Annotated in this window: 16 protein-coding genes; 8 read left to right on the plus strand and 8 right to left on the minus strand. The window is 32.1% G+C overall.

The features are described from left to right. Positions 1 to 46 precede the first annotated feature (46 nt). The 3 genes from QWZ06_RS19970 to QWZ06_RS19980 all read right to left on the minus strand — a co-directional run bounded on the left by QWZ06_RS19970 (position 47) and on the right by QWZ06_RS19980 (position 1,693). Positions 47 to 652 (minus strand): hypothetical protein, encoded by a 606-nt coding sequence (locus QWZ06_RS19970; protein ID WP_290300744.1) that lies wholly within the window; start codon positions 650 to 652, stop codon positions 47 to 49. Further along, positions 649 to 1,092, minus strand: a complete 444-nt coding sequence (locus tag QWZ06_RS19975) for a hypothetical protein (protein ID WP_290300745.1) — start codon at positions 1,090 to 1,092, stop codon at positions 649 to 651. Before QWZ06_RS19975 ends, QWZ06_RS19970 begins: the two co-directional genes overlap by 4 nt. Positions 1,093 to 1,276: 184 nt before the next feature. Beyond that, complete coding sequence (locus QWZ06_RS19980) at positions 1,277 to 1,693, minus strand: hypothetical protein (protein WP_290300747.1); 417 nt, start codon at positions 1,691 to 1,693, stop codon at positions 1,277 to 1,279. A gap of 202 nt (positions 1,694 to 1,895) precedes the next feature. Here QWZ06_RS19980 and QWZ06_RS19985 point away from each other — a divergent pair, with 202 nt between their 5' ends. Genes QWZ06_RS19985 through QWZ06_RS19995 form a run of 3 tightly spaced genes read left to right on the plus strand, consistent with a single transcriptional unit; the run spans position 1,896 to position 4,496 of the window. Further along, a complete protein-coding gene (locus tag QWZ06_RS19985) occupies positions 1,896 to 3,869 on the plus strand; it encodes an ATP-binding protein (RefSeq protein ID WP_290300749.1) in 1,974 nt (657 codons plus the stop codon). After that, positions 3,859 to 4,308, plus strand: coding sequence for a response regulator (locus QWZ06_RS19990; RefSeq protein ID WP_290300750.1), 450 nt, complete (start codon positions 3,859 to 3,861; stop codon positions 4,306 to 4,308). The genes QWZ06_RS19985 and QWZ06_RS19990 overlap by 11 nt, the downstream gene beginning before the upstream one ends. A gap of 26 nt (positions 4,309 to 4,334) precedes the next feature. Further along, complete coding sequence (locus tag QWZ06_RS19995; protein ID WP_290300751.1) at positions 4,335 to 4,496, plus strand: response regulator transcription factor; 162 nt, start codon at positions 4,335 to 4,337, stop codon at positions 4,494 to 4,496. A 46-nt stretch (positions 4,497 to 4,542) separates the two neighbouring features. Here the strand turns inward: QWZ06_RS19995 and QWZ06_RS20000 are convergent, their stop codons facing one another. After that, positions 4,543 to 4,977 carry a hypothetical protein gene (locus QWZ06_RS20000; RefSeq protein WP_290300753.1) on the minus strand — a complete coding sequence of 145 codons (435 nt, stop codon included), beginning with the start codon at positions 4,975 to 4,977 and terminating at the stop codon, positions 4,543 to 4,545. A gap of 351 nt (positions 4,978 to 5,328) precedes the next feature. Here QWZ06_RS20000 and QWZ06_RS20005 point away from each other — a divergent pair, with 351 nt between their 5' ends. From QWZ06_RS20005 to QWZ06_RS20015, 3 genes are all read left to right on the plus strand, one after another. Continuing rightward, positions 5,329 to 5,967, plus strand: a complete 639-nt coding sequence (locus QWZ06_RS20005; protein ID WP_290300754.1) for an alpha/beta hydrolase — start codon at positions 5,329 to 5,331, stop codon at positions 5,965 to 5,967. A 117-nt stretch (positions 5,968 to 6,084) separates the two neighbouring features. Further along, the gene (locus QWZ06_RS20010) at positions 6,085 to 7,410 is read left to right on the plus strand and encodes a PDZ domain-containing protein (RefSeq protein ID WP_290300756.1); all 1,326 of its coding nucleotides are present in this window, start codon (positions 6,085 to 6,087) and stop codon (positions 7,408 to 7,410) included. Positions 7,411 to 7,415: 5 nt separating this feature from the next. Beyond that, positions 7,416 to 7,943 (plus strand): hypothetical protein, encoded by a 528-nt coding sequence (locus tag QWZ06_RS20015; RefSeq protein ID WP_290300758.1) that lies wholly within the window; start codon positions 7,416 to 7,418, stop codon positions 7,941 to 7,943. On the opposite strand, the gene QWZ06_RS20020 is transcribed toward QWZ06_RS20015, so the two are convergent. The 3 genes from QWZ06_RS20020 to QWZ06_RS20030 all read right to left on the minus strand — a co-directional run bounded on the left by QWZ06_RS20020 (position 7,936) and on the right by QWZ06_RS20030 (position 12,864). Beyond that, positions 7,936 to 8,979: a L,D-transpeptidase gene (locus QWZ06_RS20020; RefSeq protein ID WP_290300760.1), complete on the minus strand. Its 1,044-nt coding sequence runs from the start codon at positions 8,977 to 8,979 to the stop codon at positions 7,936 to 7,938. The genes QWZ06_RS20015 and QWZ06_RS20020 overlap by 8 nt on opposite strands. A 113-nt stretch (positions 8,980 to 9,092) precedes the next feature. After that, positions 9,093 to 9,851: a response regulator transcription factor gene (locus QWZ06_RS20025; protein ID WP_290300762.1), complete on the minus strand. Its 759-nt coding sequence runs from the start codon at positions 9,849 to 9,851 to the stop codon at positions 9,093 to 9,095. Positions 9,852 to 11,172: 1,321 nt separating this feature from the next. After that, positions 11,173 to 12,864 (minus strand): glycosyl hydrolase family 28-related protein, encoded by a 1,692-nt coding sequence (locus QWZ06_RS20030; RefSeq protein WP_290300764.1) that lies wholly within the window; start codon positions 12,862 to 12,864, stop codon positions 11,173 to 11,175. A 203-nt stretch (positions 12,865 to 13,067) separates the two neighbouring features. Between QWZ06_RS20030 and QWZ06_RS20035 the strand changes: the two genes are divergently transcribed. Further along, positions 13,068 to 13,271, plus strand: a complete 204-nt coding sequence (locus tag QWZ06_RS20035; protein WP_290300766.1) for a hypothetical protein — start codon at positions 13,068 to 13,070, stop codon at positions 13,269 to 13,271. A 90-nt stretch (positions 13,272 to 13,361) separates the two neighbouring features. Here QWZ06_RS20035 and QWZ06_RS20040 read toward each other — a convergent pair whose 3' ends face one another. After that, positions 13,362 to 13,793 (minus strand): hypothetical protein, encoded by a 432-nt coding sequence (locus tag QWZ06_RS20040; RefSeq protein WP_290300768.1) that lies wholly within the window; start codon positions 13,791 to 13,793, stop codon positions 13,362 to 13,364. Between the two features lie 144 nt (positions 13,794 to 13,937). On the opposite strand from QWZ06_RS20040, the gene QWZ06_RS20045 reads away from it, so the two are divergent. After that, a complete protein-coding gene (locus tag QWZ06_RS20045) occupies positions 13,938 to 14,987 on the plus strand; it encodes a helix-turn-helix transcriptional regulator (RefSeq protein ID WP_290300770.1) in 1,050 nt (349 codons plus the stop codon). Positions 14,988 to 15,015 lie beyond the last annotated feature (28 nt).

Below are 15,015 nucleotides of genomic sequence, written 5' to 3' on the forward strand. Positions count from 1 at the left end.
TAAATTCCAGCACCGTTTTTCTTTTATCATAATTCTTAAGGTCATCTTATTTTGAAAATTCCCGGAAACGGTTAGCTCTTCTGAAAGTTCCCAGATCATTAAAGCGTACACCATATTTCCTTAATACATTCTGTGCCTGTTTTCTTCCTATGTGGCGCACATAAAATGTTTCGTTGACTACAAAATGATGAATACTGTGTGTCCATCCAAAAAAGAAACAAAATACCTGCATGGGAAAAGTCCACCATACATTCAAAACTTGTGTCTGTTCCATTACATTCCCTTCCTCCACATCGCCAAAATAATGCATATTGGAGGTTATAAAATGTAAACAGAATTGACGCAGCAGATTGGGAAGAAGAATCGTATAAATAACCACATGTAAGCTACTCAACAGATTTTCAATATAAGAGGAAAAACTGAAATGTGTTTTGAACCCTGTATTGATCAAGCTCAATAGCAAATCTGCAAAAAAGAGATACAAAACTACATGAGCAAAGATCGTTAAAGGTATTAAACTTAAAAATGTAATCCGTTTCAATGTTGCAGAAGTTTCTTGTTTTAGATTTCCGTTTTTCACTTCCTTATCCATGTCATTAAACATCTGATGAAGACGGAAAAGACCACCTAGAACAACGTCGGCCAGAGTCAATAACCGTTAACTGACCAGCGTTCACCATTCGTCACAGCACGCTCTTCCACGTCATGTAATGTTCCTGAAAATTTATGATGATGATAGTGTAATGTTCTTCTGATCCAGGGATTCACCGTTAAGGGACGTAGAATCCAAACACTTAGAAGCATAAAATGATGTATCGGTTTTTGTCTTTTAAAATAGAGCCAATGAATAAGATCATGTTCAATCTCATGAAGAACTCCCATAAAAAAAGCATTAACGATAATCATCAGCCAGGTTGGAATAATTGCCTTATACCAAGCTATAGATACAGCAACAATGACAATGATTGAAATTAAAAATATTGACAACCCGATGCTATCCTGCCTCTTCAAAAATGGGTAATCTTCTTTAAGCTGTTGATAAGATTGATTAATCTCTTTCCTGATCTGTCTGGATGTTTCCTGATGTTTCATCTTATTGTGATTTTATTATCAAAAATAATAATTTTTATTATTAACACACACATAAGTGAAAAATTTTAAATTAAATTTATCTAAAAATTAATATAGGTTTACTTTTCATTAATTCTCCCTCATAACAAATCCGGCGCTGAGACAAGTCTCAGCGCCGGATTTTATTTTGAAAGTATTAGTTTTTTTAAAATATATAACTTGCGGATGCAGATAAATACTGACCACTGGAAGTTCCTTCTTTTTTCAGTTCACCATCTACCCAAATCTGAACTTTTAAAGTAGAAGAAGCATCTACTCCAATTGCGTTTACCACCACATTAGCATTGTAAGCACCTGCTTCCGATGTTACTTCAGGGCTTGACCATGTTGTTCCGCTAAGACTTGTAGCAGATGTAGGATTACCATCAATTCCGTATACAGCGCCATCAATATTAGTTCCCGTGGAAGCAATTGCTTTAAAAACTACTTTATGGCTCTTTTTTGCACCGTTTACATTATCATCATCATCTTTACTACAAGAAGCTACAAACCCCATTAACATTGTTGCTAATACAACCACAAATGTGCCTCTCAAAAGTTGATTCATTCTCGTTTTTTTCATAATCTTTTTGTTTAAAATTTAGTTACTTTATATGATATTCTATGATTAGTGATTTGTATTTGCAAAGCTATCAGAGTCTCTATACTTTATCAATCCTGAATATTGTGTAATTTTTTCTACCTAAATTCAGGTATTTTTTATGCTAAAATTTTTAGTTAAATTGACCGTTTATAAAAAATATATCCTATTGAACTGATATCTGATGAAGAGATTATTGATCCTATTAAGCATATTATTGTCCTTTAGTGTACAATCGCAACAAATTATTCCACTTAATGAGAGGCCTTATTTAGACAGTTTACAAAACATTATAAGAAGTAATGAAACTCAGACGGCAAAAGCTAATGCGACTTTCCTTTTGTCTAATTATTACAGGAATATTGATTCTCTTTTAAGTAAAAAATATCTGGAAAACGGGAAGATATTCATCAAAGGAGATGATTTTCTCTCTGCTAAATATGATTTCTACGCGGCACAATATAATCTGGATCGTAATAAATCAAAAGCTGCCGCTTCTTATCAAAAAGCAATTAAAGCTTTATCAAAAATAAAAAATGAAGAATCTGATCTTCTTCAGGCATCGGCTTGGTACAGTTATGGAGTCACTCAAAAAGATAAAGAAGGGTATCCTTTTTTGGTAAAAATCATTCTTGAAAAGAGTATTCCACTGGCTAAAAAATATGAGAGCAGCAGAAATCTAGGTTTTTTATACACTCAGTTTGCCGTTATCCTTACCTACAATGCAGAATTTAAGAAAGCTCAGGAGTACAATACAAAAGCCCTGAACATTCTTGAAAAGAAATACCCCAATTCTACCGAATTGTTTTTCAATTATTTAAACTTATCCAATAATTTTTGCTATCAGGCTAAAAGTACGGAGGCTAAAAAGTTTTTAGATAAAGCCGAAGCCCTCATCAGTCCTTATCCTAATTCTTCCGTAAACGCATTTTATTATTACAGTAAAACCCTTTATTATATTACCACACAAAGAAACTCAGAAGCAGTATCTGTGATTGATAAAGGAATCTTCTATGCTAAAAGATTTAATCAGAATCTATTGGCACAGATGTTTTACTTCAACAAATATGATATTCTGAGAAAACTAAAGAAATACAATGAGGCAAAGGGTACTTTAGAAGATATTCTAACGGAGAAATCTCTCGCTCTTGACCTTAATAACAGAAAAACCATTTATAAACAACTGTCGTCTTTAACTGAAGAAATGGGAAATCTGAAGGAAGCTTTAATTTGGGAACAGAAATATTCTAAACTTAATGACAGTCTGAATACTGAAAATGTAAAGCTTGAAATCAATAAAATTGAGACTAAATTTAATACTGCAGAAAAGGAAAGGAAAATAGCCACGTTAAATACGGAAAAGAAACAAAAAGAACTGGAAGTCAATAAGAAGAACTCTTATTTATGGGGTTTAAGTCTTATTTTACTATTGGTGGTTAGTCTTCTGATATTCTTGTATATCATTTTTAGAAAGAATAAGAAAATATCCAAACAAAAGATCAATGAGATAAAGCAAAAGGAAGAACTTTCATTAACGAAAGCTATTCTTGATGGAGAAGAAAGAGAAAGAGAGCGTATTGCGAGGGATCTTCACGATGGCCTGGGAGGAATGCTCGCTGGAGTAAAGATCAATTTTTCAACATGGTCTGCCAGTCATTTAGATCCTGAAAAAGATAAAGGCTTTTATAAAATCCTGGGACAATTAGATAATTCCGTCAGTGAGCTTCGGCATGTCGCAAGAAACCTAATGCCTGAATCCCTGCTTAATTTCGGTTTAGAGACAGCTCTGAATGACCTTTGTGAATTTTACACCAGAAAGGATCTGGAAATAGATTTTCAAGCCATCAATATTGAAAAAAATCTTCCCCTTACCATCCAGCTCAATATCTATAGGATTGTACAGGAATTATTAGCCAATGCTATCAAACATGCTGAAGCCAGCAATATTTTACTCCAGTGTTCACAATCTGGAAAAGACTTTTTTATCACCATTGAAGATAATGGAAAAGGGTTTGAAAGTAATACACATCGAAAATCCAAAAGCATGGGTCTTAGCAATTTAAAGAACAGGGTTGATTATCTGAAAGGAAGTATGGAGATTAACTCTGACAATCAAGGAACAACAATTAATATAGAACTGAATATAGATGGAGAATGAAAAAATAAATATTGCCATCGTTGATGATCATCCTATCGTTATCGAAGGGCTGAAAATGATGCTGAACAGCCATCCTTCCTTCAATATTCCGGAGACATTTACTTCCGGCTCAGAAATCATAACTTTTGTGAATTCCAGCAAGGTAGATATCATTTTATTGGATATAACGCTACCCGATACCAATGGTACGGAACTATGCAGGGAAATCAAAAAAATATCACCAGATACTTCGGTAATTATGTTCAGTAACCGCTCTGAGAGAAGCATCATCATGCAATCTATCCAAACGGAGCCAGTGGCTATATTCTCAAGAACACATCCATTGATGAATTGGTCATTTGTATCAAGGGAGCTCTCTCCGGAGATATTGTTTTTTGCAGTGAAACTAAACAGATCATCCGTAAACCTCCTCAAAACGATCTGCCTATTCCCAGGCTGACCAAAAGGGAAAAACAGATTCTTCAGTTGGTAGCCCAAGGTAAAACAAGCAATAAGATTGCAGAAGAACTCTTTTTAAGCCCGCTTACTGTAGATACCCACCGTAAAAATCTTCTTCAAAAATTTCAAGCTAAAAATTCTACCGAACTCGTGAATCAAGCCATAGAATATAACTTGATTGAAAAATAAAAAAACCGCTCTGGGAGCGGTTTTTACTTTATATGGAATATTGTATTTATAGTTCAAGGAAACTGTATGCAACTTTTGCAACCTTGTTATCTCCTTTTCCTGTAACCTTCATCGTTTTGGCAACTTCTCCATCGATCAGAAGAGTAATGGTAAGATCAGAATTATCTTGTGGCAATACTGCATTAGCAGCAAAATTAATCTGTGCCTGGCTAGAATTCACCCACATCTCTCCACTCGTCCAACTTTCCTTCAAAGGAGCGGTAGGTTTATCGTATATAATATTCTGAGCAGTTCCTACCTGAGTTACTACAGAGATCAGCTGTCCTCCTGTAGAAGTTTTGGCTATGAATTGAACCACATGATCCTTAAATTCTTCATCCTCATCTTTTTTACATGAATTTACAACAGTAATCACTGAAAATAATAAAACGAATAAAGAAGAAAGCCTTAATAGACTTTTTAAATTGTAAAATTGCTTCATTTCTCCAAATAGATTTTTTAATGTTTCAAATATAAGTTTTTTATTAATATAAAAATATCTTTAATAAAAATTTTACAACATTTTTTTATAAAAAATATCAAATTAACAAAAATAGAATCCATATTAAAAAATCCAATAACACAACGTAATCCTCTAATCATTAAACATAAAACACTTTTATATTCAAAATTATTTTAATACTCATAAAAGCCTTAGCAAAAAATTCAAAAAAATGCCACTTATTTAAAGATCAGCCCCAAATTACCTCTCTCAAAATAATTTATTCAACTCCCTTACACGAATCATAAAAAGATAAGATTTACAATGTAATTTATTATTTATATTTGCTGTATGAATTTAGATTATTTAGTAAGAGAACCAGAAAATATTACCTCTACTACTCCTATACTTTTTATGCTTCATGGCTATGGCAGCAATGAACAAGACCTTTTCAGCTTTAGAGAAACGCTTCCAAAAGACTGGATCATTATCAGTTTCAGAGCTCCAAGAGCCACTCAATTTGAAGGGTATTCATGGTATGATATTAATTTCAATAATCCGGAAGAGTTCATTGATGTTCCCCAGGCTAAGGAATCTTTAAATGCTGTACTGGAAAGTATTTTAAAAATCATTAATAATTATGGTCTTACAGAAAGTAAAGTCCATTTATGTGGATTTAGTCAGGGAGGCGTATTATGCTATTCGCTGGCTTTAAAATATCCTGAATTGTTTACAAACATTGCTTGCCTAAGTTCATATACAGAAGAAAAAATTCTGGACGGAATTGTAAAGGATAAAAAGAAACTGGAAAAATTAAGGTTCTTTGTATCTCATGGTACAGATGATGCTGTTATCCCTATTGATTGGGGAAGAAAAGCGGCTGAGTTGCTTTATGACCTTAATTGCTATTTTACATTTAGAGAATATATGAGTGGGCATGGGGTCAATCAGAAAAATTATATGGATTTAATGGACTTTTTCTCGAAATAGCGCCCATTATCAATTAAATTCAACAAAATCCTACATTTCATTGTAGTTTATATAAACATTCCAGCATTTGGGATGTTTTTTTTATTATCATAAAGATAAATTCAGTAAATTCAGTAAATGAAACTAAAGCTTCTTTTATTGAGTTTATTATTAGGCATTCTTGTTCATGCCCAGAACTCTTTTCAACTCATAAATACTAAAAAAACAGTTATTCCTTTTAAGCTTATAAGTAATCTGATCTTTATTCCAGTCAATATTAATGGAGCTGAACTGACTTTTCTGTTGGATACAGGAGTAGCAGAAACTATTTTATTCAGCCTTGACAATAAGGAAATTAGATTGGGGAATGTTCAAAAGATAAAATTTTCCGGTCTTGGAGGAAGCTTAAGTATTGATGGTTTAAAGTCGGATCGTAATATTGGCAAAATTGGAGATAAGTTTATCAATTCAACGATGTCACTTTATGTAATTCTGAATGAAGAATTCAATATATCCTCCCACGTGGGAATTCCTGTAAACGGTGTTATTGGTTATCATTTTTTTAAAGATCATCCTATTGCTATTGACTATATTTCTAAAAAAATAACAGTCTACGAAAATATTGATGTCTTAAAAAATAAGACCAGAAGGTATGAAGAACTCCCAATAAGTATTGAAAAGGATAAACCTTATCTCAATGCTTATGTGGAAATGACCAATGAAAAGAAAGAATCAAAGCTTTTGATTGATCTTGGAAACAGTGATCCTATCTGGCTCTTCCCTACCCTTATTAAAGACTTTGTCTACAACAGACCCAATATTGATGATTTTCTGGGTCGCGGATTCAATGGAGATATTTATGGTAAAAGAAGTAGAATTCATAATTTTTATTTAGGTGATTTTAAGTTTGAAAAACCGCTTACAGCAATGCCTGATGAATTCTCTATTCAGCATGTTAATCTTGTAAAAGATCGAAAAGGTTCTATTGGCGGAGAAATCATGAGACGATTTTCCCTCATTTTTGATTATGCTAACAATAAGCTATATTTGAAAAAAAACAGAAGCTTTGACGATCCGTTCCATTTTAATATGAGTGGGCTGGATTTTAAACAAGATGGATTAGAATGGCAGGAAGACAGGGTAAGAATTGAAACCCAGGCTATGATTAATACAGGCAAAGTAAATGAAGTATTTGGAGAGTCATTTCAATATAAATTTAATCTAAAACCTATTTTTTCTATTGCAGGAGTAAGAAAAGATTCTCCATCTTATGGAGCAGGTTTAAAAACAGACGATAGAGTAATTAGTATCAACGGAAGTAAAACATCAGAAATGACACTGGAACGAATTTTAGAAATGATGAGATCATCTGAAGGAAAAACCATTACCATGACTGTTCAACGAAAAGGAGTAAACCTGACTTTCCAGTTTAATTTAGAAGACCCTATTCCCTATCAAGAATAAATATCATGACTACTGAAGAAACCACCTTAGACAGAATAAGAACCCGGCCAAGATTTAAGATGTTCACTCATCTTACTAAAGAAGAGTACGCCGAAAATCTGAAAAAATATCTCGCTGAGCATCAAAGTGAATTTTCCGGCAACATCAATAAAGAGGTTGCTACAATCTGGGTGGAAACAAAAGATAATAATTATTGGAAGCCCCACCTTGCTCTACGTGTTGAAATAGAAGATGATGAAACGGTGATACGCGGAGTTTTTGGTCCTAGCTCAGCAGTGTGGACATTCTTTATGTTCCTTTATTTTTCCTTCTCTATTTTTTGGATGACTTTCTTCACCATGTATTATGTAGAAAAACAAATAAAAAGCGCCGAATACCCTTGGGCACTGAGCGCTTCTTTTGTCATGTTATTTTTTATTCTTCTCACTTATATTGCTGCAAGATTTGGCCAGCATAAAGGAAAAGAAGAAATGCTTAAATTAAGACTATTTGCTGAAGAATCTACTTTACAGTTTGAAAAGAAGATTATTTAGACAAAGTATCGGTAGGTCTCTCATTCTGAATTGGAGGAGCCATTGCTCTTGCTGTTTTGATAGAATCAGCTACTTTTTCTCTGTTGGCTTGTTCCTTCAGCATTTTAGGCACATCCGGTTCTAACAATTTCGTGAGCTCTTCTACAGAAATATTATTGGCATTCGGATCATTCAGAAGTTTTTTCCATGGTCTTCTCCCGCCCCAGTTATAGTCTCCAAATACCATTACTGCGGTACCTCTTGCCTTTGTGGTAGCACCACCGGGATTCAAAATCCAGGTATCAGCATAAGAATACAGCCATTGAGCATCTTTTCTCAATAATCTTAAACAGGAATGTGAAGCCGGATATCCCGGAAGAGTATATTCATGCCAGCCAATCCCTCCTATATTGTGAATATTAAAGTTGTAAGGAAGTTTCCACTCACTGCTCACGGTAGAAATAGACAGTTTCTTTTTCCAATTGGCAAATGTAAGCCCTCTTGTAGTCTGCGCTGCTTTTTTACCCATACTCGTTGGTCCCCATTTAACAAGACCTCCGTTAGAGTATACTGCATAAGCTTGGATTGGATAAGAAAAGATTACGAATTTCTTCACCCCGCTTAATACATCAAGCTGCATAGGAAAAGGTGAATATGCCATTAAAGTAGTATCTATTTTAGCAGGAACTACCAATGTATCTGCATTCCATTTGCTTTTAGAATCCAATCGGTTTAAAGCTAAAATAGCAGTACGTTCCTTCTCATCATATTTTTTACTGAATTCTGCATATAGAGAATCCCGCATTTTTTTATCTTTTGGAAGGACAAAAGCATTATAAAAACCATTCTCCTGCATCATAGGCGGAGCTGATTCTTTTTTAACCACAGGCACTGAATCTTTCTTTATAGAATCTGTTTCTGCTTCCGGAGTTTCGGACGCAGAAACAGTATCTTTAAAAGTATCGCTTATCTTTTCTATTTCTTTCTTACAGGAAACAAGAAGCACTCCGCATAAGCAGGCGTATAGAAATGATTTTTTCACAGATATGTTCTTCATAAATAAAACAGGTCATTTAGTTTGGCTACCCAGTACAAATATCAGACCTAAAATTGAATCCTAAAAGACATTATAAAAAATACCGTAAAAAAACGGAGATTCAGTTTTTTTTTCTAAAGCAATTTGTTGCTTTTAGCATAAGATAAAGCCTCTGCAATATTATTGACTCCAATTTTTTCAAACAGCTTCTTACGGTGAAATTTTACAGTATCTGCCGTAATAAAAAGCTTATCCGCTATTTCACTGATCGTCAACCCACTCGCATACAAGCTTAGGATCTCATATTCTCTTGAAGATAATTTTATTTTTTCTCTTTTCTCCCATGTATCTTCTGTGAGATCATATTTCCAGATTTCATTAGACCCTTCTTTACTGAGGACTACATTTCCCGAAGAAGTGTTATTAGAAAGAGAAACAGCACACAAAGCTTTCCAGACCTGCCCATCTTCAGTAAGAAACATAGGAGCAAGTTTATGATTCACCAAAATCATATTCTTTTTACTATTGATAAGATAAAAATCATAAGAAATGGAATAGAGCTTTCTATCTTCTATTGGAATTTTATCATAGAATTTAAATCCTGCTTCATTGATCTTAATCAGCATTTCCACATCTTCTGGTTTCACATTCTGAAAATAGAACGCATAACCAAGGTTCTTTACTTCTTCTGAGGTTTTACCACATAGAAAAAGAGGATTTTCTGAAACATATTCAAAACCTTTAGTCTGATAGTTGATCACATAGAGACTCTGGTATGTAGTTCGGGCAAGAGCTTTTACAGCTTCCAAATAATCTCCGGCCTGGCTGAAATCAATGTCCGCATCTTTACTGACATCATTTTGTTCGTTAAAAAACCTTTTAATCTGTTCCATATTTTTTTAAAGCTTTCTCCAAAACTACACTAAAGTATAGTTTTTAGCTTCCATCCCACAAATCTACACAAAAGTGTAGCAATTCTCAAAATGCTGTGATATACATTTGCACATGATTTGCATGGTTGTACCATTTTTCAGAAAAAGCCATCAATAGGATGAGTCTGAAAAATATTGTACACAGGCTATCACCAAAAGCAAACCAACAATGTCATCAATAACCATGATATAGAAGTTGCCAAAAATTCGGTCCAAACAAAGTTGATTCGTCAAGTTTTTATCGTAAATAACTCAGACAATGACACCTAATTCAGACTAAATATTAAATAATTGACCGAATTAAAAAGCAACTCCAAAAGATCAGCCTTTTAAACAGCATAAATCTCTGCTTTAAATTACAAACTGATCAATCACCATATCACTGATTTTTACTATTACTGTCCTACAAGGCAGTAATTTTTTTGATCTATATATTTAATTATACAACTTCTGACTAGGCTATTGCTCTATTTTCTGACTAAAGTAAAGAGTATTGAATTTAGAATAATAAAATATCCAAAGGGCAAAATTTTGCGCATTTAATACCCCGATTTTTTTTAATACTCCACCAGTAAAATAAAGTAAGCCATCTTGTGGTAAATAAACAGATTAGTTATTACAATCTACATCTATTTTAAGATATTTATAAATAGAGAATGCTGTTGCAAAGTCTCCATAAAAAGATGATATTTTTATAAGATCTCCTATAATTTTTCTTTTAAATTCTTAATTAGGTTTTTGCCATAAAATCACTCGGAATAAGCTTTAGTAATCAATATTTTTATATTATATATTTGTATTGTACACATACAAATTATTATTGAGGAGCAATCCTTATTATTTAAATACTAATACAAAAACATATTAACAAAGCACCAAAACTTAGCGTATTAAATAAAAATTAAAGAGGCTATGTAAGAATGGTAAATCGGTAAAAATTTTAATAGGATAAATATGGTAAAACGAATGGAATTCTATGAGAATATTTTTGTTTTTACATGTAATTTTACTAAAATAAAAAACCTCAAAAAAATGATAAAAAAACAATTATAAATAAGAAAAATAATACATATGATGTATTAAATGAATTTTTCATCTACATAACAAATTTTAAGCCTCTCGCCCCTGAGAGACTTTTTTATATTAATATTTGTTATAGTTCTATAGAAAAATTTTTATATTTAAATTAATAAATCTCAAAAAACGATTTAAAAGCTAAATATTTAGAATATAAAAGAGACTGTCATTTAAGACAGTCTCTGGAATTTTAAATTAAAATATTTTACGCAGGACTACCATCCGCATATACCCAGTCTGCCAAGTTGTTTTTCTTAAAAATTGGTTTATTTAACTGTGTATCAAAATATACCAGACCAGTTATTGATTGATTAGGATCTTTTTCGGCAGTGCTTCCAAATCTTTTTACGCCGAATGCAGATCCGTCTCCATCTCTCCAAAAACTCCCATTCCATATGCCAACTTTACCATTTTTTACTAAAATATCATTTAGAAAAGGCTCAGATGGTTCATCTTGAATATATGGCCTTATCTGAGTGCGTCTATTTCTTTCAAATTTTTGATTACTAGAATCAGATAATGCAATTGGCATATGACTTATAAGATTATTAGCAATATAAATATTTTCAAAGTCATCCATATTGTCCTCAATAAATCTTTCCAGATATTCCTTAAGTAAAAACTTAAAAACATTATTTTTCGCCTGAGGATAAAATTTAAATCTAATAGGAGGTACTAAATTATTTGCTGTTAAATAAGTATTGGATTCAAATAAATTTTCTGAAGCAAAATCTTTAAATACTGCTATTCTGAATAATGGAAAATCAGGAGTAGTCTGATAAGAGCTTGCCCCTATAAAAAAACATCCTCGAACAATGTTTCCTGATACAAAATCATCAAAGACAATATTTTGTAAATCTCCTTCAAAATAACATTCGCTTATAGTAATATTTTTACAACCGGCACCTTCCAAAATTATACTGGAGGAAGATGTATTAAGGTAATTTAGAGGATTATTTATTGAAGGTTCATTTAAATATTTTGCTATGTTTTCTTCGAAAATACAGTTCTTCATCCAAATACTAAAGCTGTCTTTACAATGAATTCCTCGGGAATTCTTTCTAAACTCACAATTTTCAAACAAAACAGTAGTACACAATTCACGAGTTTCTACCCCAACAGCATTGCATGTAAAATAACAACTTCTCAGCGTTTGATAATATGTACTTTCATACAGTATACCATATCCTTCGAAACCCTTAATGAATAAATTATTTAATTCTACCCTCAACATTTTCGAAACTAATATTCCTATTTTATTAGGTTTAAAACCATTTGGTTTGTCAGGGAAGGCATCTGGTTCATCATCAAAATATTTTCCTCCAAAAGATAAATTAGTGATTACGGTTTTTCCTGCCTGCTCATAAATATCATTTGGATTTGTATTAGACTGTAAAATTTTTAACAGAGGCCCATCTATATCACCTATAATAACAGAGTTCAGTGAACTCTCGCCATATAAATGTCCACGTAAAGGAATATAGAAAGTATCGGTAATTTTATATCTTCCATTTGGAATATAAATTGATGAAATAGAAATCCCCTTTTCCCTTTGTTTAAAAACAAAATCTGATATTTTATTAAATGCTTGAGTATCATCTGAAATTCCATCTCCTTTTGCACCAAACCATTTTATATTAAGAGATGTTTTATTAAAAATTTCTTCTCGAGCATAATAAACGTTTGCAGCTTTTTTCCTGTAAATAGTACCGTCAAGATATGCAGATTCGTTGGATGAAATAGCCATATTATCAAGCCAGTTAGTTACTTTAACATAATTAACAATCTCATATGTAAAACTGTCTGTTAAAGTAACAACATCTGGATAAGTAGTTGAATTTGGACAACCAGATAAAAAAAATTCATCTGTTGTAAATAAATTTAAATTATAAACCATTTTTTTAATTTTAAATAATTAATGTTTTCTTTTAAAAATCTTGCAAGAAATTTATAGAGCAAATGTAAATGGCGATAACGACAAAATATGTCGTTTAATAATTATATTTATAATATATGTTTATTGAAATGAAAATGTTTTCTAATTATTAATATTTTATTATTTATCTTAGTAAGAATAAGAAAAGTCTTAAAAATGATAATATGAATCCATTTACTTTTAGAAAGCTTGAATTAAAATACGGAGATTTTATATTCTTAATAGATGAAAAGGGAGAAGGTTTTTCTGGTATGTATGAAGGAGAATATGATAATTCCACCGAAACTTTTAAATTTAATAATAGTTCAAAAGGAATTACAGAAACTATTTACATTGAAACCATTCAACATTTAGAACTAATTAAGTAGGAAAAATATAGATTTGATCTACAAAAAATAATAAAATTATGGCAGTAATTTTTTTGATCTATATATTTAATTATACAACTTCTGACTAGGCTATTGCTGTATTTTCTGACTAAAGTAAAGAGTATTGAATTTAGAATAATAAAATATCCAAAGGGCAAACCATGGCAGATTCGAAATAAAAAAAAGCAAAATCATTTCACCAGTGATTGTCAATTCTGCTATCAAAAAGAAAAAATATCCCAGAGAAAGTATCGGAAGAAGTAACCAACATAGACCAGACTTCATTTTAGTCTGAAATGGTTTTAAAAGCGACAGCAAACTACTGAATGACACCAGACTCATCAATACTATCCAAAATAAGGTAAGTCCATACACAATACCACTCATATCACAGTTTCTCGGATGCTCTCTCATCGGCTCTTTAGTCCAGATCATAAATAGAATAAGAAGAATCATAGAAACGACTGTTGAAATCAACCAGGTCTTCAATATGGATAATAAAATGTACTTCTTTTTCGACATCAAATTCAGCTTTAATTGCTAAAATAGTAATTACCATTCAATTTCACAAAAAGGTGACTCCGTTTATTTTCTGACTGATATTTAATAATTTGTTAAAGATACCATGCTCATATTATCGATAATTTTGACAAAATATCAGTTATCATGTTATACATCATTATGGTAGTTGTACTACAGGCACTTATCACTCTCACTTTATTACTTTATCTTATCAAAAACAGAGAATCTGTTCTGAATATGTTGTTATTGTATATTGGAGTGGTTGCATTGGACATGGGATATGAATATTTCATTATTCAACGATTTGGTTATGAGTCTGTACTCTATGAAATCCCGGGAAGTCTCAGGGTTTTCAAGGGACTCATTTTCTTATATATTGCTACTTACCTCATTCAAGCAAAATGGAGAGACAAGCTTAAGTATCTGATTGTTCCACTCGCATTAGTGGTTATTCATCATGTCATGGCTCTCACAGCAAAAATATTGGGCTTATCATGGGCAGATATGGCCATAAGATCTTATCAGTTCTATTTTAAATACTATAGCTATTATTGGATAATATGTCTTGTGACCTGTATTTACCTTCTGGCAAAATACCGTAAAAATATTACTCATCCGGTAGCTGATAACTTCCGTCATTTGGTTTGTTATGTATTAATAGGTGTATTGACTTTTTGGGCTGTTTATCAATTGGGTTGGAATACTCTTATCTATCAGAAGATTTATAGTCTTCTGTTCCTGTTCCAGTTTGGTTGGATTTTGTATGTTTATATTTTAACGTACCAGCACAGACTTCAGGAACAACAAAACGCCATTCATTTTTCAGCTCCTAAAGAAACCTATCAATACAAAGATCTTTCAAAAATAGATTTTAACGCCGTACAAAATGCTATTGTGTCTTTTTACAAGGAAAGCCATGTTTATCTGGATGAAGAGTTTACCTTGGATCAGCTTTCCAGCCATTTAAAAATAACTAAAGCCGATTTAAGTATTACCTTTAATAAGCACCTCAATACCAATTTTCATGAATACACCAACAGGAATCGTATTCAGCATTTTAAACAAATATTATCAGAAGATCCGTCTGTTAGTGTCATTGACCTTGCTTTTCAATGTGGTTTTAAATCTAAATCTACTTTTTATAAATATTTCAAGAAGGAATTTGATTGTCTGCCATCTCAGCTTGTTCACTAAGTTACAATTATTTAACATTAGTAATCAA

It is taken from the genome of Chryseobacterium tructae (genome assembly GCF_030409875.1).
Classification (GTDB): domain Bacteria; phylum Bacteroidota; class Bacteroidia; order Flavobacteriales; family Weeksellaceae; genus Chryseobacterium; species Chryseobacterium tructae.